The organism is Nitrospirota bacterium, assembly GCA_016195565.1.
In the GTDB taxonomy this organism is placed as follows: domain Bacteria; phylum Nitrospirota; class Thermodesulfovibrionia; order Thermodesulfovibrionales; family UBA1546; genus UBA1546.
Genome location: JACPZK010000006.1, coordinates 13,070 through 34,399, shown reverse-complemented (window position 1 = coordinate 34,399; position 21,330 = coordinate 13,070). Strand labels below are relative to the sequence as shown.

The 21,330-nt window shown below is 42.8% G+C and carries 18 protein-coding genes and 1 pseudogene; 18 read left to right on the top strand and 1 reads right to left on the bottom strand.

Going from position 1 to position 21,330, the window contains the following annotated elements:
• Nucleotides 1-64 precede the first annotated feature (64 nt).
• The 7 genes from HY035_02180 (at nucleotide 65) to HY035_02150 (ending at nucleotide 8,089) form a co-directional block, all read left to right on the top strand.
• A complete protein-coding gene (locus HY035_02180) occupies nucleotides 65-1,210 on the top strand; it encodes a PilT/PilU family type 4a pilus ATPase (protein MBI3377198.1) in 1,146 nt (381 codons plus the stop codon).
• Nucleotides 1,211-1,245: 35 nt separating this feature from the next.
• Complete coding sequence (locus HY035_02175) at nucleotides 1,246-1,722, top strand: regulatory protein RecX (protein ID MBI3377197.1); 477 nt, start codon at nucleotides 1,246-1,248, stop codon at nucleotides 1,720-1,722.
• 16 nt (nucleotides 1,723-1,738) lie between these two features.
• On the top strand, nucleotides 1,739-2,074 hold the full coding sequence (locus HY035_02170; protein MBI3377196.1) for a hypothetical protein: 336 nt from the start codon (nucleotides 1,739-1,741) through the stop codon (nucleotides 2,072-2,074).
• A 227-nt stretch (nucleotides 2,075-2,301) separates the two neighbouring features.
• Nucleotides 2,302-4,956 carry an alanine--tRNA ligase gene (gene alaS, locus HY035_02165; protein ID MBI3377195.1) on the top strand — a complete coding sequence of 885 codons (2,655 nt, stop codon included), beginning with the start codon at nucleotides 2,302-2,304 and terminating at the stop codon, nucleotides 4,954-4,956.
• Nucleotides 4,957-5,174: 218 nt separating this feature from the next.
• A complete protein-coding gene (locus HY035_02160) occupies nucleotides 5,175-5,498 on the top strand; it encodes a phasin family protein (GenBank protein ID MBI3377194.1) in 324 nt (107 codons plus the stop codon).
• A 3-nt stretch (nucleotides 5,499-5,501) separates the two neighbouring features.
• The gene (locus tag HY035_02155; protein ID MBI3377193.1) at nucleotides 5,502-7,205 is read left to right on the top strand and encodes an AarF/ABC1/UbiB kinase family protein; all 1,704 of its coding nucleotides are present in this window, start codon (nucleotides 5,502-5,504) and stop codon (nucleotides 7,203-7,205) included.
• A 134-nt stretch (nucleotides 7,206-7,339) separates the two neighbouring features.
• On the top strand, nucleotides 7,340-8,089 hold the full coding sequence (locus HY035_02150; protein ID MBI3377192.1) for an autoinducer binding domain-containing protein: 750 nt from the start codon (nucleotides 7,340-7,342) through the stop codon (nucleotides 8,087-8,089).
• Here the strand turns inward: HY035_02150 and HY035_02145 are convergent.
• A complete protein-coding gene (locus HY035_02145) occupies nucleotides 8,010-8,765 on the bottom strand; it encodes a GNAT family N-acetyltransferase (protein ID MBI3377191.1) in 756 nt (251 codons plus the stop codon). The two genes, HY035_02150 and HY035_02145, sit on opposite strands and share 80 nt — an antisense overlap.
• 489 nt (nucleotides 8,766-9,254) lie before the next feature.
• On the opposite strand from HY035_02145, the gene HY035_02140 reads away from it, so the two are divergent.
• From HY035_02140 to HY035_02090, 11 genes and pseudogenes are all read left to right on the top strand, one after another.
• Nucleotides 9,255-9,662: a cupin domain-containing protein gene (locus tag HY035_02140; GenBank protein ID MBI3377190.1), complete on the top strand. Its 408-nt coding sequence runs from the start codon at nucleotides 9,255-9,257 to the stop codon at nucleotides 9,660-9,662.
• A 34-nt stretch (nucleotides 9,663-9,696) separates the two neighbouring features.
• A complete protein-coding gene (locus tag HY035_02135) occupies nucleotides 9,697-10,083 on the top strand; it encodes a PilZ domain-containing protein (GenBank protein ID MBI3377189.1) in 387 nt (128 codons plus the stop codon).
• Between the two features lie 99 nt (nucleotides 10,084-10,182).
• A complete protein-coding gene (locus HY035_02130) occupies nucleotides 10,183-11,745 on the top strand; it encodes a response regulator (GenBank protein ID MBI3377188.1) in 1,563 nt (520 codons plus the stop codon).
• A 7-nt stretch (nucleotides 11,746-11,752) separates the two neighbouring features.
• On the top strand, nucleotides 11,753-12,100 hold the full coding sequence (locus HY035_02125) for a hypothetical protein (protein MBI3377187.1): 348 nt from the start codon (nucleotides 11,753-11,755) through the stop codon (nucleotides 12,098-12,100).
• 74 nt (nucleotides 12,101-12,174) lie between these two features.
• Nucleotides 12,175-12,324, top strand: a complete 150-nt coding sequence (locus HY035_02120) for a hypothetical protein (GenBank protein ID MBI3377186.1) — start codon at nucleotides 12,175-12,177, stop codon at nucleotides 12,322-12,324.
• A gap of 204 nt (nucleotides 12,325-12,528) precedes the next feature.
• Nucleotides 12,529-14,359 (top strand): annotated as a pseudogene (locus HY035_02115) (2-oxoacid:acceptor oxidoreductase subunit alpha).
• 15 nt (nucleotides 14,360-14,374) lie between these two features.
• Complete coding sequence (locus HY035_02110) at nucleotides 14,375-15,277, top strand: DUF362 domain-containing protein (protein MBI3377185.1); 903 nt, start codon at nucleotides 14,375-14,377, stop codon at nucleotides 15,275-15,277.
• A 162-nt stretch (nucleotides 15,278-15,439) separates the two neighbouring features.
• Nucleotides 15,440-17,029, top strand: a complete 1,590-nt coding sequence (locus HY035_02105) for a 4Fe-4S binding protein (protein ID MBI3377184.1) — start codon at nucleotides 15,440-15,442, stop codon at nucleotides 17,027-17,029.
• Between the two features lie 43 nt (nucleotides 17,030-17,072).
• Nucleotides 17,073-17,918, top strand: coding sequence for a 2-oxoacid:ferredoxin oxidoreductase subunit beta (locus HY035_02100; protein ID MBI3377183.1), 846 nt, complete (start codon nucleotides 17,073-17,075; stop codon nucleotides 17,916-17,918).
• Nucleotides 17,919-17,980: 62 nt separating this feature from the next.
• Nucleotides 17,981-19,900, top strand: coding sequence for a sensor histidine kinase (locus tag HY035_02095; protein MBI3377182.1), 1,920 nt, complete (start codon nucleotides 17,981-17,983; stop codon nucleotides 19,898-19,900).
• Entirely contained in the window at nucleotides 19,893-21,242 is a 1,350-nt protein-coding gene (locus HY035_02090; protein ID MBI3377181.1) for a sigma-54-dependent Fis family transcriptional regulator, read from the top strand. The genes HY035_02095 and HY035_02090 overlap by 8 nt, the downstream gene beginning before the upstream one ends.
• Nucleotides 21,243-21,330 lie beyond the last annotated feature (88 nt).

The following is a 21,330-nucleotide window of genomic DNA, read 5'->3' as shown; positions in this document are numbered from 1 at the left end:
GAGCAAGAGTTAAGAGTTTTAAAACTTTTAACTTTCAACTTTTAACTTTTTGGAGGAAGATACAATGGAAGTAAATGAGCTCCTTAAAACTGCTATGGCGCAGAATGCATCCGACCTTCATATAAAAGTCGGCTCTCCGCCCATAATGAGAGTTAACGGAGAACTGGCGCCGGTGGCATTGGTAAATAAGGTTTCTCAGGAAGATGCGCTAAAGATTGCATACTCCGTGATGAGCCCGGGGCAGAGAGAGATTTTTAAAAAGAAAAACGATCTGGACCTTGCATACAGCATACCCGGACTCGGCAGATTCAGGTGCAATGTGTTTGTCCAGCGAGGCGCAGTCGGCATTGTATTCAGGGTGATACCTATGAGGATTCCAACCATAGAAGAACTTCAGCTGCCTGATGTTTTAAAAAAGATAGCTCTTGAATCTCGCGGGCTTATACTTGTCACAGGCACAACAGGCAGTGGCAAGTCAACGACGCTTGCCGCGATGATTGATTATATCAATACGAATCGCACAAACAACATTGTAACGATAGAAGACCCTATCGAATATCTGCACAGAGATAAAAGCAGCATCATAAATCAGAGAGAGGTCGGCAATGATACAGAGTCTTTCAGCAAGGCCTTGCGGGCAGCGCTCAGGCAGGACCCTGATGTAATTCTCGTGGGCGAAATGCGTGACTTTGAGACAATTCAGATATCTCTTACAGCCGCAGAGACAGGACATCTTGTGCTCAGCACCCTTCATACGATTGATGCAATGGAGACAATAAACAGAATAATATCTGTTTTCCCCCCTTATCAGCATAAGCAGGTCAGGATGCAGCTTGCATCTGTCATTAAAGGCATAATCTCAATGAGGCTTATGCCGAGGGCCGACGGCAGAGGCAGGGTCCCGGCGGTTGAAGTGCTTGTCGCTACTATGACAGTTAAGGATTGCATACTTGATGCTGACAAAACAAAGCTGCTCACGGATGTTATTGCTCAGGGTTCGGTTCATTATAATATGCAGACATTTGACCAGTCTCTCTTCAAGCTTTATAAATCCGGGCTTATTACATATGAGGAGGCTCTTAGGGGAGCGACTAACGCTGATGATTTTGCGCTAAAGGTGAAAGGCATTCAATCTACAAGCGACCTTACATTTGAGCCGCCATCTCAGCCCCAGAAAGACCAGATGAAGATTGAGAGATTCAGCAAGTAATTGCCGCCTTAGGCGGACGAGCATGCCCTATAAAAATGAGTTTTTCTAATTCGAACAAAACAGATGCGATTCGGTATGCTTACAGACTGCTGAGTTATAGGGACAGGAGTGAAAAAGAACTTACTGATAAGCTCAAGTGGAAAGGTTTTTCAGAGGAGCTTATACAGCAGGCCCTTAACCATTTAAGTGAAAAAGGATTTATAAATGATACAGCGCTTGCTTTATCTCTCAGAAGAATTGCTGAAGATGCAAAACTGCTCGGCGCTCGCGGAGTCAGAATTTTTCTTCAGCGCAGGGGAATACCCGATGAGTTAATAAGAGATGTTTTTACTGATGATGACTCTGATGAGATAATCAGGGCAAAGAAGGTTGTAAGCAAAAAAGTAAAAAGCATTGAAAATTATTCCGCTGAGGAAATTAAGAAAAAAATGTGGAGATTTCTTGTCAGGAAAGGGTATTCTTTTGATACAATCAATAAGATACTTAGACAATTCGAGATAAAGGAGGAGTAAATTGATGAGGAAAAGCATGTCAGCTTTATGTATTATGGCTTCAGCTCTCTGTTTTTCAGTTTTGGGATGTATTGATGCGGTTAGGTATTCGCCTGATGAAATAAAAGGATTTCCTGCGGCAATACAGGAAAATATCAAACGCAGCGAGATTGCTCCAGGCATGACACAGCAGCAGGTCAGATATGCGTGGGGTTCACCGGCAGAAGTTAACGTGCTGAAGCCGTCAGAGGACGGTAAATACAGGGAAGAATGGATATATACAAAGATGGGTCTTTTAAAGACGCAGCTAATATTCGTTGACGGGAAGCTTATGCACATCATCAGCAGCGAACCCGGAGTAATTAAAAATTAACGATATTGAAAAGGAATTTGAGACCCCTGAAAAAGTGTCATTGCGAGCAGGTCCCTCGCTTGTCATTGCGAGCTGAAGGCGAAGCAATCTTGCTTTTATGTAAATCAATATATTTGAGATTGCCACGTCGCCCCGAAAGCATTCGGGGCTCCTCGCAATGACATTAAAATATGGGGTTTTTTAGCAGTCTCAATTTGCAGACAAGGAAAAACAGGATTCAAGAGTAGATGAAAAGTAAAGATATAAGAAAGGCATTTCTGGATTATTTTTCCTCCAGAGGGCACGAGGCAGTAAGGAGTTCGTCCCTTATTCCCAAGAATGACCCTACGCTGCTTTTTACAAATGCAGGCATGGTGCAGTTCAAATCTGTTTTCCTGGGAGAAGAGAAAAAGCCATACACCAGGGCAGTCTCATGCCAGAAATGTCTCAGGGCAGGCGGCAAACACAGCGACCTTGAAAATGTAGGACACACATCCAGGCATCACACGTTTTTTGAAATGCTCGGGAATTTTTCGTTTGGAGATTACTTTAAAAAAGATGCGATACTCTTCGGATGGGAACTTCTTACGGATATCTTTAAGCTTCCTAAAGACAAGCTCTGGGTCTCTGTTTATGAAAAGGATGACGAGGCTGAAAAACTATGGAAAGATTTAACCGGCATTTCTTCTGACAGGATTGTGCGCCTTGGCGCAAAAGACAACTTCTGGCAGATGGGAGATACCGGACCCTGCGGCCCGTGCTCTGAGATAATAATTGACCGGGGAGAGCATGTCGGATGCGGTACTTCTGAGTGCAGGGCGGGATGCGACTGCGACAGATTTCTTGAACTGTGGAATCTTGTTTTTATGCAGTACAGCAGGGATGAATCAGGAAATCTTACACCTCTTCCAAAACCAAGCATAGATACGGGAATGGGACTTGAAAGGATTTCCGCTGTTTTGCAGGGGAAGCTTAATAATTTTGATACTGATCTGTTTATGCCTCTTATATCAGCAATAACGGCGACTGCAAACGGTATTGTTGATTACGGAAAGAGCGCCGAGAGCGATATATCCATAAGGGTTATTGCCGACCATATCAGGGCGATTTCATTTCTGCTTTCCGAGGGACTTATGCCGTCAAATGAGGGAAGGGGTTATGTCCTCAGAAGGATTATAAGAAGGGCGTCAAGGCACGCAAAACTTCTTGGTGTCAGCGAACCCGTGCTTTATAGGCTTGTCGAGCCCGTGGCTGATTTCATGGGTGATACGTATCCTGAACTTATTGATGAAAAGGAGAGGGCGGCAAAGGTTCTCAAATTTGAAGAGGAACGTTTTTCAAAGACGCTTGAGCAGGGCATGAAGATAATAGATGAAGTAATTGCAGCGGCAAAGAAAGCAGGCTTGAAGTCAGTTCCGGGAGATGAAATATTCAAGCTGTACGATACCTATGGGTTTCCGATAGACCTTGCAAGAGACATCGCGTCTGACAACAATCTTATCCTGGATGAAGGCGGATTCCACAGAGAAATGGAGATGCAGAGGGAAAGGGCCAGGGCTTCATGGGTAGGCGAAGAAGAGGCTGTTTCATCCATATACAGAGAACTGCTTTCCGAGACAGGCAAAACCGAGTTCACCGGTTATGATGCAATGCAGACCGAATCAGTTGTTAAGGCTATGCTGAAAGAAGGGAAGGTTGTCAAGGAGGCATCTAAGGATGAAGAAGTGGAGGTCTTTCTGGATAAAACTCCTTTTTACGGTGAATCCGGAGGCCAGGCTGGGGATACAGGCGAGCTGACATCCTCCGCCTCAGGCGGAGGATTCAGGGCCTTTGTTACGGATACCAAAAAAGTTATTGAAGGACTACATTCACATATCATAAAAATCAAAGATGGGAAATTAAGAGTCTGGGACAGGGTGATATGCAGCGTTGATACCCGGAGAAGAAAAGCTATAATGAGCAATCACACTGCAACTCATCTCCTTCAGGCGTCATTGCAAAATATAATCGGCGAGCATGTTAAGCAGGCGGGTTCGCTTGTTGCTCCTGACAGGCTCAGGTTTGATTTTACGCATTTCTTTCCTATAAGCCGCGATGAGATAAGGAGCATAGAGGATACGGTTAACCAGAAGATTCTTGAGAATACTAATGTTGAGACCTCGGTTATGGATATAAAAGATGCGGTTGCATCCGGAGCGACAGCTCTTTTCGGAGAGAAATACGGTGAAACAGTGAGGGTTGTGAAAGTGCCTGGATTCAGTTCTGAACTCTGCGGCGGCACTCACTGCAGGGCCACCGGAGACATAGGCCCATTTGTCATTGTCTCAGAGGGAAGCGTTGCATCCGGAATTAGAAGGATAGAGGCGCTGACAGGAATATCTGCCTTTGACTATTTCAGGAAAGAAGACGAGGAGTTAAGAAAAATTTCAGATATGCTCAAGACAGAAAAACCGCTTGAAAGGGTAGAGAAGCTTCTTGCTGATATGAAAGAAATGGAAAGAGAGGCAGAGAGGCTCAAGGGCAGGGCAGCATCTGAAAGTTCTGCAGCGCTCATAGAGAAGGCAATGGATATAGGCGGCGTGAAGGTTATTTCATGCAGGGTTGACGGCCTTGAAAAAAAGGATTTAAGGATTCTTGCAGACAATTTAAAGGATAAACTCGGCTCAGGTGTTATTGTCCTTGCATCTGATAGGAACGGCGAGGCGGCATTTTTGTCCATGGTCACAAAAGACCTTACTAAAAAAATTAAGGCAGGAGAAATACTTAAAAAGGTTGCCGAGATTGCAGGCGGCAGAGGCGGAGGAAAACCTGAAATGGCAGAAGGCGGCACAAAAGACATTGCAAAACTGGACAAGGCGCTTGAAGCAGTGTACGATATAATCAGAAAACAAGTTAAGAGTTGAGAGTTATGAGTTAAGAGTTAAATTTTTTAAAACTTTCAACTTATAACCTAAAAATAGACATAGAATTATGAAGCCGTTGATTTATCTGTCATTGCGAGAACCCAAAGGGTTCGTGGCAATCTCATCAGGAAAGGCGAGATTGCTTCGCTTCGCTCGCAATGACAAATTCCTATGTCTATTTTTCGGTTATAACTTTTAACTTTGAAATGGAGGTGTTTATGACAGTTTTTGAAGCGATAAGGAGCGCCTTGCTTGCCGGTTTGGGCATGCAGCAGAAGGTAAATGAGTTCATTGACGAGCTTATTAAAAAAGGTGAACTCAGCGAATCACAAGGCGCAAAACTCGTGAAGGAGTGGACTGAAAAGGCTGAAAAGGGAACGGAAGGGTTTTCTAAAAATTTCTCGGAAATATTGTCAAAGACTCTGGAGAAAATGAACCTGCCTTCAAAGGATGACATTGAGAAACTCAATAAAAAGATTCAGACCCTCTCTAACAGGGTAAAGAAACTTGAAGGAGTAAAGGAAGAAGGGCAGGAAGAATAGACGATGCCTTTCAGTCTGCTGAAACTTAGGAGTACGTATAAGAATATTAACAGAGTAAGGCAGATTATCAATGTCTTTCTCAAATACGAGTTCGGGCACATAATAGACCAGCTTCGCCTCCACAGATATGTCTCTCTCAGGAAAAGACTAAAGACATTCGGGCAATGGCCTGCAATAAAAGGGCATACGGTTCCTGAGAGACTTAGAATGGCGTTTGCAGAGCTTGGGCCAAGTTTTATTAAACTCGCCCAGCTTCTTTCATCAAGGCCGGACCTTATTACCGCGCCCTTTGCCGGCGAGTTTAAGAAACTTCAGGATAAGGTTCCGCCATTTCCTTCTGACGAGGCAAAGAGAATAATAGAAGAAGAAACGCATCTCCTGATTGATAAGATATTTGCAAGATTTAATGATAAGCCGACCGCTGCCGCTTCAATTGCACAGGTCCATCAGGGGACCCTTCTTGATGGAAGTGATGTGATAATAAAGGTGCAGAGGCCTGATATAAGAGAGCAGATAGAGACGGATATAAATATTCTCACAACAATAGCCCAGCTTATGGATAAACATATCCCTGAAAGCAGGTTTTTTAATCCGACAGGCATTGTGGATGAATTTGCAAGGACTGTCAGGAAGGAACTGGATTTCTCAGAGGAGGCAAAGAATTGTTTGCGCTTCAGAAAAAACTTTGAGAACAATCCTCATATATATATCCCGAAAATTTATAGTGCGTTTTCCACTGAAAAAATCCTTACGATGGAAAGGATAGAAGGAGTAAGGATTGATGACATTTCCGGAATAGAAGGCATGGGCCTTGACAGGAAGGAACTTGCGAAGAACGGCGTTGATGCGTATTTCAAGATGGTGCTTGAAGACGGGTTCTTTCATGCAGATCCTCATCCGGGAAATATCTTTGCAATGCCTGAAGGACAGATAGGGTTTATGGATTTCGGAATAGTTGGAAGGGTTACGGATGAGATGAAAGAAACTATGGCAAATACATTTCTTGCCCTTATAAATAAAGATTTTGACAGGCTGATTGACCAGTATATAGAACTCGGGCTTGTTCCCGAGGAGGCTGATTTAATTACATTCAGGAAGGGATTCAAATCAGACCTTGTTTATTTTCTGGAGCCGCTATACGGATTGACCCTGGCAGAAATAAATTTTGCCGAGTATATGGACATCGTAACGCATCTGGCAATGAAACATAATATGAAGATTCCTTCAGACCTTCTGCTCGTTAATAAGGCGATGCTGATTCTTGAGAATATAGGAAGAGAACTGGACCCTGATTTTAATTTCATTGCCGCAGCAGAACCTTACGCCTCTAAACTCGTCAGGGAGAAGCTGAGTCCGTCAAGGATATATGAAAAGACCAAAAAGAGCATAGAAGAGATAGGAGACTTTGTGGTGGTCTTCCCCCGTCAGATGAAGCAGATTATAAGAAAGGTTTTAAAGGACGATATTCATATGAAACTCACACATATCGGCCTTGAGAAATTTACAAGGGATATGGACAAATCAAGCAACAGGATTTCATTCAGCCTGATTGTAAGTTCTATTCTCCTGAGTTCTGCCATTCTGCATGCGACAGGTGTAGGGCCAAAAATATATGGCATGTCAATCCTTGGATTCTTAGCATTTGGCTTTGCCTTCTTGCTTGGCATCTGGCTGATTATCTCTATAATACGTTCAGGAAGACTGTAAGGCGTAAATATTTTATGTTTTATTATACACAAAGTGCAAGCTCTGACGGCCTCTTCCTGACCTGGACTCCTTGAAAATATGTCTTAATTCTGTCTTAATCATTACAGGCTCTATATTCAGCGAGAATAGGTATAATGCATTTAAAAAATCTGCTGTCTAAAAATGATGCTATCTGCCTTCTGGAACTAATCCAAAAGAGCTTTCTATGCTCAAAAGAAGAAGATCTAAGAAATCTCATATCGGATTTAAAGATGTTAATTCCATATGACCATGCTGTCTGTTTGCTGGGGAAAAAAGGAATAAACGATAACGTAAGCTCTTATGATGCTCTAAACGTGAGCTTTCCATCCGAATGGTTCGATTTATATGTTATGAAAGATTTTCATAAGATTGACCCGGTTGTCAAAGAGAATTTTACCAGTTTCGCCTTACAATACTGGGCTGATACTTACAAAAAATATGAGACGCCAAAGAATTTTATAATGGCAGCAGAAGATTTTGACCTCAAGCGGGGTTATTCCTACGGGATAAAAAATTACAGAGGGACTGAGGGGAGCCTCTTTTCTTTTGCCGGTAATTCAATAGAATGTAACCGGCGCACCGAAATAATTCTCACTCATATAATACCTGCCTTGCATCAGGCATTGACTCGTATTGTGAGCTATCGCAGTGAAAAACATGCCGTTACCCTTTCAGAGAGAGAAAAGGAAGTTCTCAGATGGATAAGTTATGGCAAACGTATATGGGATATATCGGTAATTCTTGGTATAAGCGAGAGGACCGTAAAATTCCATATAAAGAATATCATGCAAAAACTTGATGTTGTAACCATGGCGCAGGCTGTGGCTGTTGCCATGGAACAGGGACTGATTGATATTGAGTAAACCATTTTAACGTTTCCGGCCTTTTCACTTTATTTATATCCTCGAACTCCCGCCAGTTCATTATTACTCCAACAGCTACAACTCCGTCAGGCATGATATGGGGCTTATCCGTTAATTTAAAAGGAAACCCCTTTATATGCACTAATCTATAAACCCTATAATCGGTAACTGCATAAACATATTCTATATCATTCTTTAAGCACCAATGGTAAATGCCTTTTAAAAGAAGGCTGAGTATGTCAAAGGAGCCAAATTCAGTAGAAATCTTGTAAGTTCTTGCCTTTGAAGTTACACAACATCTTGTAAGTTCTACGGTATCAGGCTCTTTTCTGATTTTATGTCCGGTTCCAACCAATGATAAAAACTCTTTCTCAATCATAAAATCATTTTCAGCCGTTATTAGCCTCATATGCGCGAGTAATCTATTCTGCACGTCGAATACACCGAAAAAGACTGCATGGTCATCATAATTATCAAGCTCCAATCCATTCTCTGATTGGGGTACCCAGCCTAATTCATGACAGAAAACCGCGTGTCTTAATTGGTATGCCTTTATTATATCTTCAGGGAACACAAGGTTTTTGACTACATAATCCCTTTCATAAAGGCATATGGATGAATGAGCCGATTTTTGATACTGCTTGGGAATAATGATTTTGTTTTCAAGGGAAAGCATTTCCGTACCCTCCTTTAATTAGATGTTTGGATATGCGATATGTTCTTTTGGACAGTTAAATTTGTCTTGTGATTTAAGAATAGAGCAAAACTCTTTTTTCAACTTCTGTCCTTTTGGACAGGTAACAAGAGGCATATATAAGGTATAGAATATGCTTATAGATAAAAACCTCTTTAACGTCTTGAAAAATAAGGGATAACGCAACAGGGGAGGTTTTGTTACAAAAAATCGTTTAAGGCGGGAAATGCGGAAACAATATACGGAGAGGAGATAAGGGCAGTTGGCTTCACTGCCTACAAGCAGGCCACCATAAGCAGGAGAATTGAAACCACAAGGTACCGGGGTAAGCAAATGAAGATAGGACAGAGGATAAATGACTTGCGGCTGCTCCAGAAGGTTACATTAAAAGAACTGTCAAAAAAGACATGATTGACTGCGAGTTTTCTCTCACAGGTCGAAAGAGCGCTCGCATCCCCTTCAGTCGGTTCATTGGAGAAAATAGCTCATGCCCTGAACACAAGAACAGGCTATTTTTTTGGCAATAGTGAGCATAGGGAGCTTATCTTTGTCAGGAAAGGGAGAGATAAGAGAGCTGTCCATAAAGATAAGAAGGCGGTTTGCGAGACGCTGGCTTCGGGGTTTTTAAATATAAATGTGCAGCCGCAGATTTTCACCCTGCCGCCTGATTGTGAATTAGCAATGGAATTAACCTCTTCAGTTGGAGATAAATTTGGGATTGCGCTTAAGGGTAAGCTGGAATTTTTATGTGATGAAGAAAAACTGGTATTTGAAGAAGGAGATAGTATTTATAGCACGTATACCCAGAAAATTCAGAAAGCAACAAATATAGGTGAGACTGAAGCTAAACTGCTCTGGATTGTTTTCCGTTATCCTTAGCCGGCACACAAAATAAATTTCAGGAGGTGTGGCAATGAGCAAAATGGATATGGAGAAATTGCAGGATTTAGAAAAAAGAAAATTTCAGCGGCTGAAAGATAATATTTTTATCCTCGGCGCTGTGAAGGCAACCCATGCGGATGAATTCAAGGCATTTACCAGAGACATAAGCGGAGGCGGGTTAATGTTTGAGACAGAGAGGGATATTCCGGCAGGCAGTGAACTGGAACTGGAGATATACCAGCCTTCAAACAGCCGTAAAAAGATTATTTTCTCTGTGTATGCTGTTGCAAAAATAGTCTGGGCAAGAGAAATAGAGAAGGATAGCTTTAAAGATGGAGAAAATAAGTATCAGATAGGCGTGGAATTTTCAGAGATTAAAGAACAAGACAGGCAGATGATAATTAATTTTGTCAATTGAATTATGACATGATTTTTGCCCACAAATGTAAGTAGGGCTTAACTTTAGTTAAGTGGAAGTGCGTGTTTTTTATTTTGGGCATAGCATGCGGAGGGAGTGTTGCAAAATAATAACAAGGAATTTGAAAAACTTTCACCGCAGCTTGCTGATATTCTGAATGCTGTTTCTGACAGCGTAATAATGCATACCTCTGCCCTCAGGATAATGTGGGCAAATCAAGCCGCTGCTGACAATTTCAGCCAAGAGGTTTCTGATTTGACAGGGCAATACTGCTACAACTTGTGGCATAACCGTTCAGTGTCCTGTGAGCAATGCCCGGTTCTAAAGAGCTTTAAAACCGGAGAGCCTGAAAACGTGCAGATCTCTACGCCTAAAGGAATGATATGGGACTTGAAGACTATTCCTGTAAAAGATAAACAAGGAAAAGTGATTAATGTAATAGAGATTGGGAGAGATATTACCAGACACCGCAAGCTTGAAGAGCAGCTCAGGCAATCCCAGAAAATGGAGGCTATCGGAACGCTCACAGGAGGAATTGCGCATGATTTTAATAACATCCTCACGGCGATAATGGGCTATACAGGCATCTTACAGATGAAAATGGGCAAAGACGACCCACTAAGAATCAATCTCGACCAGATACTTGCCTCGTCAGAGCGGGCGGCGACCCTTGTAAGGAGTCTCCTTATCTTCAGCAGAAAACAGGCAAGTAATTTAGAACAGGTAGATTTAAACGAACTAATAAAGAGAGTGGAGAGGCTGCTGTCAAGGATTATAGGAGAAGACATAGAGCTTCAAACAGTGCTTGCAGATAACGGTTTAACAGTAGTGGCTGACACGCTTCAGATGGAGCAGGTGCTGATGAATCTCGCAGCGAATGCCCGCGATGCTATGCCTGACGGAGGGTTGTTAAGCATAGAGACAAGGCTTGTAGGATTTGATGAAGAATATGAGAAGGTTCATGGTTACGGCAAACCCGGAATGTATGCTCTTATATCAGTTACGGACGGAGGCTGCGGTATGGACGAGGAGACCAGGTTACGGATTTTTGAACCGTTCTTTACAACAAAGGAAGCAGGCAGAGGCACAGGACTTGGACTTTCAACAGTATACGGAATAATCAAACAGCATAAGGGATATATCAATTGCTACAGTGAACCCGGCAAAGGCACAACATTTAAGGTATATCTGCCTATAGCCGCTGTTAATTCAGGGATGCGGATTGCGGATATTTCCGGTTCTGATACAAGCAGAACAAAGTTGGCGCTGGACGGCACAGAAACGGTGCTTGTGGCGGAAGATGAAGAAGTAGCCAGAAAGCTTGTTAAGGAGATTCTTGAGGAATTCGGGTATCAGGTCATAGAGGCTGTTGACGGAGAAGATGCGATAAATAAATTTATGGATAATAAAGATAGAATTGGAGTTGTTTTTCTTGACATAATAATGCCAAAGATGAGCGGGGAAGAGGCTTATGAGGTTATAAGGAAGATAAAGCCTGACATGAAAGCGCTCTTTTCAAGCGGTTATCCTGCGGATTTTGTAAGCAGAAGGGGCATAGATGAGGTAACCGGCGGAGAATTTAATTTTATTATGAAACCTATTTCACCAACCGAACTTTTAAAAAAGGTGAGGGGACTGCTGGATACAAACAGAAAACAGTGAGTGTTATTTGGAAATAATGAAAAACTCAGAGCTGAATAAGAAAATTTGTGAAAATTTTTGTTCATATTACAAGCTTTCAAAAAACAGTGAACTTGCCTGTATGGGTTTTATCGTCACGGAGAGGTTGATAAAAAGCGGAAAGAAAATTCCATTTGATAAATCTGAGCAGGTTTCAGATATTGCCGCCGGAGAAAAACTTATCCGGAATATGTGCGCTTCATGCTCATTTTATAAGTCTGACTGCGACTTCATACTTAAAGAGGGAAAGGCCTTGCCCTGCGGCGGATTTATTTTATTAGAGTGCCTTATAGCCAAGCGCATTGTTACTATTGACTACATCAAAAATATAATCTAAACTCTCAATTAGGATGCGTATCTATAATATCTTCGACTTCACTAACGACTATTGATGTCGCAGTTAATTTTGCCATGGGTTTTGAAAAAGAGACATTGCTTTATTTTCATGAGATAAGAAATATAATTAAGGAAAAAGATATTGTTGATGAGATTATAAATGAAGAGAAGAGCCATATCATGTGGCTGAGCAGGTTTAAGGGAAGTTTTGTCAAGAGCAAGTAAGCAACACCTGCTTACTTATAGAGAACTGTATAATAAATGTCCTCTGTTTCGTCATTCCCGTGAAAACGGGAATCCAGACGCTGTTCTGGGAGTCATTATTTTTAATACTGGATTCCGCATCAAGTGCGGAATGACAAGAATACTATGAGCATTGGACGTTAATATTAAATGCATCAATAGTTGTAGAAGTATCTGAGAAAATTTATGGATTATTCAATAAAGATAGGCGGCGAGGCAGGGCAGGGAATACAGACCATAGGCGGCACGCTTGCAAAGGTATTCTCAAGAACAGGCTTCCATGTTTTTACCAATCAGGATTATGAATCTCGCGTAAGAGGCGGCCATAATTTCTATCAGATAAGGTTTTCGGATAAGCCTGTAATGGCCTCAAGGGAGAAGATTGATATTCTTGTTGCCCTTGACAGGGAAAGCATTGAACAGCACGAAAAGGAACTGTCCGCTATAGGTCAGATAATATATGACTCAACTGACTTGAAGATTCCGAAACAAGTTCGGAATGACATCCCTTTAAACTCCAGACTCTTAACTCCTAACTATCTTGATATTCCTTTCATTAAATTAGCCGTAGAAAATGGCGGCAGCAAGATAATGGCAAACACTGTTGCGACCGGTGCTGTGCTTGGAATGCTTGGCATGGATATTGATATTTTGATTGCAATCATAAAAGATACGTTTAAAAAGAAGGGCGTGCAGGTTATCAATTCAAATATCAGCGCTGCGATGGCAGGGCATGATTTTGCCGCTAAGAATTGTATGCGGTGTTCTTTTTCTCCGGCAGTTACCGGCTCACTATTGAAGCCTAAGATGTTGATAAATTCGGTTGAGGCGATTGGGTTAGGCGCTATTGCTTCCGGATGTAAATTTTACTCTGCATATCCCATGACCCCTTCAACCGGCATAATGAATTATATAGCAGGCAAAGAGAAGGAATTCGGAATTATTGTTGAACAGGCAGAGGACGAGATCTCTGCAATCAATATGGCGCTTGGCGCATCATTTGCCGGTGTAAGAGCAATGACCGGCACGGCAGGGGGAGGTTTTGCATTAATGGTGGAAGGGCTTTCGCTTTCCGGCATGACAGAGACGCCTGTTGTTATAGCTCTCGGGCAAAGGCCTGCGCCTGCGACAGGACTTCCGACAAGGACAGAGCAGGGCGACCTCTTGTTTGCCTTGCATACAGCGCATGGAGAATTTCCGAGAATTATCTTTGCGCCAGGCACGCCTGAGCAGGCATTTTATCTCACAAACAAGGCATTTGACCTTGCTGAAAAATATCAGGTGCCGGCAATAATCATATTTGACCAGTATCTTGCTGATTCAGAATGGACCTTTGAAGGTTTTGATCCTGCCCAAATTAAATACACTGATTACAGGCTGCGCGGCGATGCATTCAAAAATCTTAAAGAGTATAAAAGGCATGCATATACGGATACGGGCGTATCGCCTATGGGAATTCCCGGAGATGCAAGACATCTTGTTGTAACAGACAGCGATGAGCATGACGAGGAAGGGCATATTGTTGAGGATGCTGAGACACGAATCAAAATGGTGGATAAAAGGCTTTTAAAAAAATTGCCTCTCATCAGGCAGGAAATTGAGCCGCCTGTTCTTTACGGAGATAATAAGCCAGAAGTAATAATAGCAGGGTGGGGCTCTAATTATGGAATAATGAAAGAGACGGTTGACGAATTATCACCCCCCTTCTCCCCCCCTTGGTAAGGGGGGGAGAAGGGGGGGTATTGCAATGCTTCATTTCAGCGAGATATACCCTTTCCCCTCCCCCAACCCCCTCCCTCGAGGGGAGGGGGCAAAGGGGAGGGAGAGATTTGACTATCTTAAGCTGTTGAGGGATGCAAAACATACAATTTGCATAGAAAACAATGCAACAGGCCAGTTTGCAAGGATGATGAAAGCAGAGACAGGCTATTCATTCAATGGATTTATCAATAGATACGACGGCAGGCCATTTACGCTGGAAGAATTGGTGAAAGAAATTAAAATCAGATTATTATAAAGAAAGGAATTGATTATGAATCGCAGAGATTTTATAAAGCTGACAGCAATAGCAGGTATAGGGCTTTCTATTCCAAGAAATTTTGATTCGTTTATTGCTCCTGCCGGGGCAGATGAAAAAATTGATATTGCAGTTGCGCATGGCGTATATCCTTCAAAGATTACAAGGGCTGCGATTGATGCAATGGGCGGGATGAAAAAGTTTGTATCAAAAGGCGATATTGTTGTTGTAAAGCCGAATATAGCATGGGACAGGACGCCTGAGCAGGCCGGAAATACAAATCCTGAAGTCGTTGGAGTTGTAGTTCAGATGTGCTATGAGGCAGGCGCTAAAAAGGTAAAGGTATTTGACAGGCCGGTGAATGATCCGAGAAGGTGTTATGTGCAGAGCGGAATTGCCGATGCCGCAAAGGCAGCAGGCGCGGATGTGAGCTATATTGACGAGAGAAAATTCAGGGAAATGAATATAAAGGGAGAGGCTTTGAAGTCATGGCCTCTTTATACCGAGGTATTTGAGGCTGACAAGGTGATAAACATTCCTATTGCAAAACATCACGGCCTCGCAAAGCTGACGATGTCAATGAAAAACTGGATGGGCGTGATGGGAGGCTCAAGGCGCACGATACATCAGAGGCTTGACGAGAGCCTCGTTGACCTTTCCATGGCTATTAAGCCCACTCTTACCATCCTTGATGCGGTGCGTATTCTGACGGCAAACGGCCCGCAGGGCGGAAATCTCGAGGATGTGAAAAAAATGGATACAGTTATTGTTGGGGTTGATCAGGTTGCTGTGGACTCGTTTGGCGCCACGCTTTTTGGCATGAAAGGAAGCGACCTTAAATATGTGAAGATAGCTGATAAGATGGGGCTCGGCAGAATGGATATTTCTAAATTGAACGTTAAAAGGATAAATACATAATCAAAAGAATCCCTCAATGCTCTGTAGCAAAGTTATTAAATGTTGTTGTCATTGCCGCTTGTCGGCAATCCTTCTTCAGAAAGATTCCGGACATGCCGGGATGACAAATTGATGGTCTGATACTCTGAAGCTTGTTGAGGTGAGTTTCAATTTAGAAGGATTATGCGAAATTATAGAAGGATTTCACAGGGGATATTCTTACTGCTGTTTCTTTTTCTTTTTTTGCAGACAGAGGCAAAAGGGAAAGACGAGCTTGGCTATCCTGTAAAAATATTCCTCGATTTTGACCCGCTGATTTTTGTAACCACAATCCTTTCAGCGCATACTGTCCAGAAGGCTTTTTATTTTTCTCTGATTGTAATTATTGCCACGGTGGTCTTAGGAAGAGTGTTTTGCGGATGGGTATGCCCTCTTGGAACACTGAATAATATTGTAGGCTCTTTCAGGAAAAAACATTCGGACAATACAAGCATTAACTGGCGCAGAACAAAATACTACATGCTTCTATTTCTTCTCGCAGCCTCTGTTTTTTCGCTTCAGCTTGTCGGTATTGTTGACCCGCTTTCTCTTCTCATAAGGTCACTCTCTGTAAGTATCTATCCGGCATTCAATTACGGAACAAAGGCGGTGTTTGACGCCGTATATAACTCAGATATCAAGGGCCTTGTTGATATATCAGAAGCTGTTTATTCCGTATTTAAAAAAAGCATCCTATCTTTTCAACAGCCGTTTTACAACCAGAGCGCCTTCATAGGCCTCTTATTCCTTTTCATACTCGGTATGAATCTTGTAGAAAAGAGATTCTGGTGCAGGCATCTATGCCCGCTCGGCGCTTTGCTCGGCCTCTTATCAAGATTTTCCATTCTTAAAAGGTCAGTAAGCGAAGGATGCACTGAGTGCGGCGCGTGCGCTTCTGTATGTCAGGGCAAAGCATCTCCTGATAAAAAAGAAGAATGGAGGGATGCGGAATGCCTGTACTGCCGGAATTGCGATGACGTATGCCCGCAGAACGCAGTGACTTTCGGATTTCACCCCACTTTGTCCCCCCTTGCTAAAGGGGGAATTAAAGGGGGGTATGGCGGACTGGACCTCGGCAGAAGGAGGGTTATTACGTCGCTGGTATCAGGTGTTGTCGCCGTGCCTCTTTTGCGGGCAAATCCCTTGTCCAAAGCAGAAGTTCCGAATCAGAAATTAATCAGGCCTCCCGGAGCGCTTGAGGAAAAAGAGTTTCTTAAAAGATGTGTCAAATGCGGTGAGTGCATGAAGGTATGCATCACAAACGGGCTTCAGCCGACATTTCTTGAGGCAGGACTTGAAGGGATATGGTCTCCTCTGCTTATCCCAAAGATAGGATACTGCGAATACCGCTGCACTCTCTGCGGACAGGTATGCCCTACAGGAGCGATAAAGAAAATGGAATTGAAAGAAAAGGCAAAGATTAAGATAGGGCTTGCTATGATTGACAAAAACAGATGCCTGCCTTATGCCCATGCAACGCGCTGCATAGTATGCGAGGAGGTCTGTCCTACACCGAAGAAGGCGATATGGCTTGAAAAGGCAAAGATAAGAGACAGGGGAAGAAAAGAGGCGGTAGTTCAGCAGCCGCGCGTTGACCTTGAGCTGTGCATCGGCTGCGGCATATGCGAGACAAAATGCCCTGTTATTGACAAGCCTGCAATTTATGTAACAAGCATTGGCGAGAGCCGTTCCAAGGAAAACCAACTATTGCTGATGCATCAGGGGAAGTATTGATGGATGTATTCTGCTGTTTTTATGATATTATCTTTTAAAGAAAATGTTAAAACCGGAAGATTATAAAGGACAGACGCCGGCATGGTGCCCGGGATGCGGCAACTTTGCAATCCTTAGGGTTTTTAAAGATGCAATGGCTGAACTCGGCATAGAGCCGCATAATTTTACAATTGTCTCAGGCATAGGCCAGGCTGGAAAGTTCCCTCACTATTTAAAATGCAACACCTTTAACGGGCTTCACGGCAGGACGCTTCCAGTTGCAACAGGTATAAGGCTTGCCAATCATGAAATGCTCACAATAGCAGTTGCAGGCGATGGTGACTGCTACGGGGAGGGCGGAAATCACTTAATGCATGCAATGAGGAGAAATGTCAATGTAAAGCTTTTTGTGCATGACAACCAGATATATGGCTTAACAAAGGGTCAGGCGTCTCCTACAAGTCCTGAAGGTATGATAACCAAAAATCAGCCGTTCAGTGTTTTTTCAGAGCAGCTAAACCCGATTGCACTGGCTGTTGCGCTTGACTGCAGTTTTGCGGCAAGAGGCTTTGCAGGCGATATGGAACATCTTAAGGGTTTGATAAAGGCAGCGATAAATCATAAAGGTTTTTCGCTTGTTGACATTCTTCAGCCCTGCGTAACGTTCAATAAAATAAATACTTATGAGTGGTACAGGCAGCGTGTTTATCACATTGAACCTGATTATAATTCCGAGGACAGGGCAGAAGCATTTAAAAAAGCTCTTGAATGGGGAGAAAGGATTCCCATAGGGATAGTCTATAAAAATAATCGTCTCACGCTGGAAGAAAGAATACCGATTATACAGAACGAACCTTTGGTGCGTCATAAACATTTTCCTTCAAAAAATTTACTTTTCAAATCCGAATAGCCGGCAAGGTCTTTCGGTAATCTTCGAATTTCTGGAATCTTAATGTGTTAAACTTAAATTAAATGCAGCTGAAAATCGGACAGAAACTCCTGATAGTGCTTTTGGGCATAACCATTTTGTCCACTGCCGCTGTATTTATCTTCGGCTATATAGTAAGCAGCAGGAGTCTCACCGGGAAGGTCGAAGAAGAGTTGCGGTTGTCACTCAAACGCTCCTCAGAAGATGTAGATAACTTCCTGCAAGGCCAGCAAAGTGAAGCCAAGGCGCTTGCGGAGATGCCGTGGTTAAAGGAACTGCTCGGTTCTTTGAAGAGTGGAAACTATGGAGGTTTTATGAAGAATCGCGGACTGATGGAGCAATTTTTTCTTGAACACCAAAGAAACAGAAAGGCAATTCAGGCTATAAGGATTGTGGATACAAAAGGGCAGGTGCTTATTAAGGTGAAGGAATTAAGAATTATTGATAAGAAGAAACAGCACCCATTTTTTCCTGTCACATCGGTGGGATCTCTTTCAGAAAAGAATTTTTTCTCTGAATTACTGAAGCTAAGGAAAGGGCAGGTCTGGATGTCTAATTTTGAGATGGGTATTGATAATAATGAGTTCTGCCCTCCCATGATCCGAATCGCCGCTCCCATCTTCCTCAAAGATAATATTATAGCCGGATTTTTTGTTATCAATATCTGGGGGCAGAAGATAGGAAAGATAGTGGACAATACCATAAGGAAAGATGATGGGTTTTCTTTTGTGGCAGAGAAGAACATTCTTGAGCCCGAGCGTCACGGAATATATCTCTACCATCCCGACCAGAACCTCTGTTTCCTCAATCAAACTGGCAAAGGAAGCACTTTCTTTAAAGATTATCCGGATGCAGCAAGATTAATGGATAAAAACGGAGGTGTTATCCGCGATCCGTCATCCAGAAATCTAATGGCCTATGTATATTATTCTCCATACATGTCACAGGAAAAAGGCTGGCTTATAGTTACTGTTGCAGACAGGGACAGGGTGCTGGCCCCCATTATTAAACAAAAAAAAGTTATGCTTACAGTTGGAGTAATAATACTCATGGCAGCAGCCATAACAGCTATTTTGCTCTCAAGGACACTCACAAAGCCCATAAGCCTTCTTTCTGCAGGCGCAAAGGAGATAGGCACCGGCAATTTGGATTACAGGATTGCTGTTTTTTCAGGAGATGAGATAGGCGACCTTGCTGTAGGATTTAATTCCATGTCTCAGGCGCTTAAAGAGAATATTAACAGGAGAATACACGCCGAGTTACGGGCATGCCAGGCTGAAAAATTGGCGTCCATCGGAGAGCTGGCGGCAGGCGTGGCTCATGAGATAAATAATCCATTGGGCAATATCATCTCTACAGCAAAACTCCTCGGAGAGGATATAAACAGGAACGGCTGTGATATCAGCGCTGTAAAAACAGATATTAATACGATCATAAAGGAAGGAAGGAGAGGTGAGAGGATAGTCACGGGGCTTCTTAACTTTTCAAGGGAGATGCCTCTTCATAAAACACCCGAAGACCTGTCTGCCCTCATTGACGAGGTGATAGTCAGTCTTAACAATAGAATACAGGACAAGGGAATCATAATATATAGACAATACAATGGAATCTCTGATTTCCGCGTTGATAGGGCGCAGATGCAACAGGTATTTTCAAATATAATCCTCAATTCCATTCATGCCACAGGAGAGGGAGGGAACATAAGGATTGAGACAAGGATGAGGGGTGATAATGTAGAAGTCGAGATTTCAGATACAGGAGTCGGCATCCCGGAGGAGAATTTTAAAAAGGTGTTTAACCCATTTTTTACGACAAAAGAAATAGGTGAGGGAACAGGACTCGGACTTGCCGTCAGTTACGGTATAATCAAAAAACATAACGGCGAGATAATCCTTGAAAGTAATGAAGGCAAAGGCACAAGATGTGTTATAACCTTGCCGTTGAATGGAATGAGCCATGCATGAGGATTTAAAGATAATCGCTATAGACGACGACCCTGTCGCCTGCTCTATCCTCACAAGGATATTCACAAGATATGGCTGTGAATATGAAATTATAAAGAGCGGTTTAGAGGCGATGCATAAGATCAGGGATGGCAAATATGACCTTTTGATTACAGACCTTAAAATGCCCGACATTGACGGCATGACCATATTGAAGGAAAGCAAAAGGATGTCCTCTGAAACACCCGTTATTATGATTACAGGCTTTTCTACTGTTGAAAGCGCGGTGGAGGCCATGAAATCAGGCGCCTACGACTATGTACGAAAACCCATCGACCCTGAGGAGTTGCTTCTCATAATAGAAAGATCTCTCGACAATAAACGGCTTATTGATGAAAACAGGATGCTTAAAGAAGAACTGTCGGAAAGGTTCGGCTTCGAAAGCATAGTTGGGCATCATCCTAAGATGATGCAGGTCTTTGATCTCGTTAAAAGGGTAGCGCAGTCCAGGTCACATGTGATAATACTCGGTGAGAGCGGAACTGGGAAGGAGCTGATAGCGAGGGCCATTCATTTCAATGGACCGAGAAGGAGGAACAGATTCATTGCTGTGAACTGCGGAGCGATAGCGGACACGCTTCTTGAAAATGAACTTTTCGGCCATGAAAAGGGCGCATTTACAGGAGCGCTTACACAGAAAAGCGGGCTTATAGAAGCGGCAAACGGCGGAACCTTATTTCTTGACGAGATTGGAAACATAAGCGAGGCCATGCAGATAAGACTTTTAAGGGTGATTCAGGAGAGAAGCTTTTTCAGGCTCGGAGGCACCGGTGAGATAAAGGTAGATGTGAGATTTATCTGTGCTACAAATCAGAATCTTGAGAAACTCGTGGAGGAAGGGAAATTCAGGGAAGACCTTTATCACAGGCTCAATGTCGTTACAATAACAGTGCCTTCATTAAAGGAAAGAAAGGAGGATATCCCCCTTTTAATCGAGCATTTCATAAAAAAGTTTAACGCCTACTATGGAAGATCAGTGAAAGGGATAACAGAGGACGCCCTTGCTTCACTCGTGCAATACAACTGGAAAGGGAATGTGAGGGAAGTGGAGAATGTAATAGAGAGGGCTATAAACCTCATGGAAGGAAATATGATAACAATTGCCAACCTGCCTGATTATATCTTAGGAAGATATGAGACAATGGATACAAGGGGAAAGACACCAACCATAAGAGAGATGGAAAAGACGCACATCCTTAATGTCCTTAAGGAAACTGACGGTGACAGGGCAAAGGCAGCAGAAATCCTCGGAATCGACAAGACAACCCTCTGGAGGAAGATCAAAAGATACGGTATCGAGTGACTGCGATTGCAATCTGCAATCTTAATTGCAATCTGTAATCCTAATATAACCATGTTTTCAAGAATTAAAGATTGCATTTTGCACATCT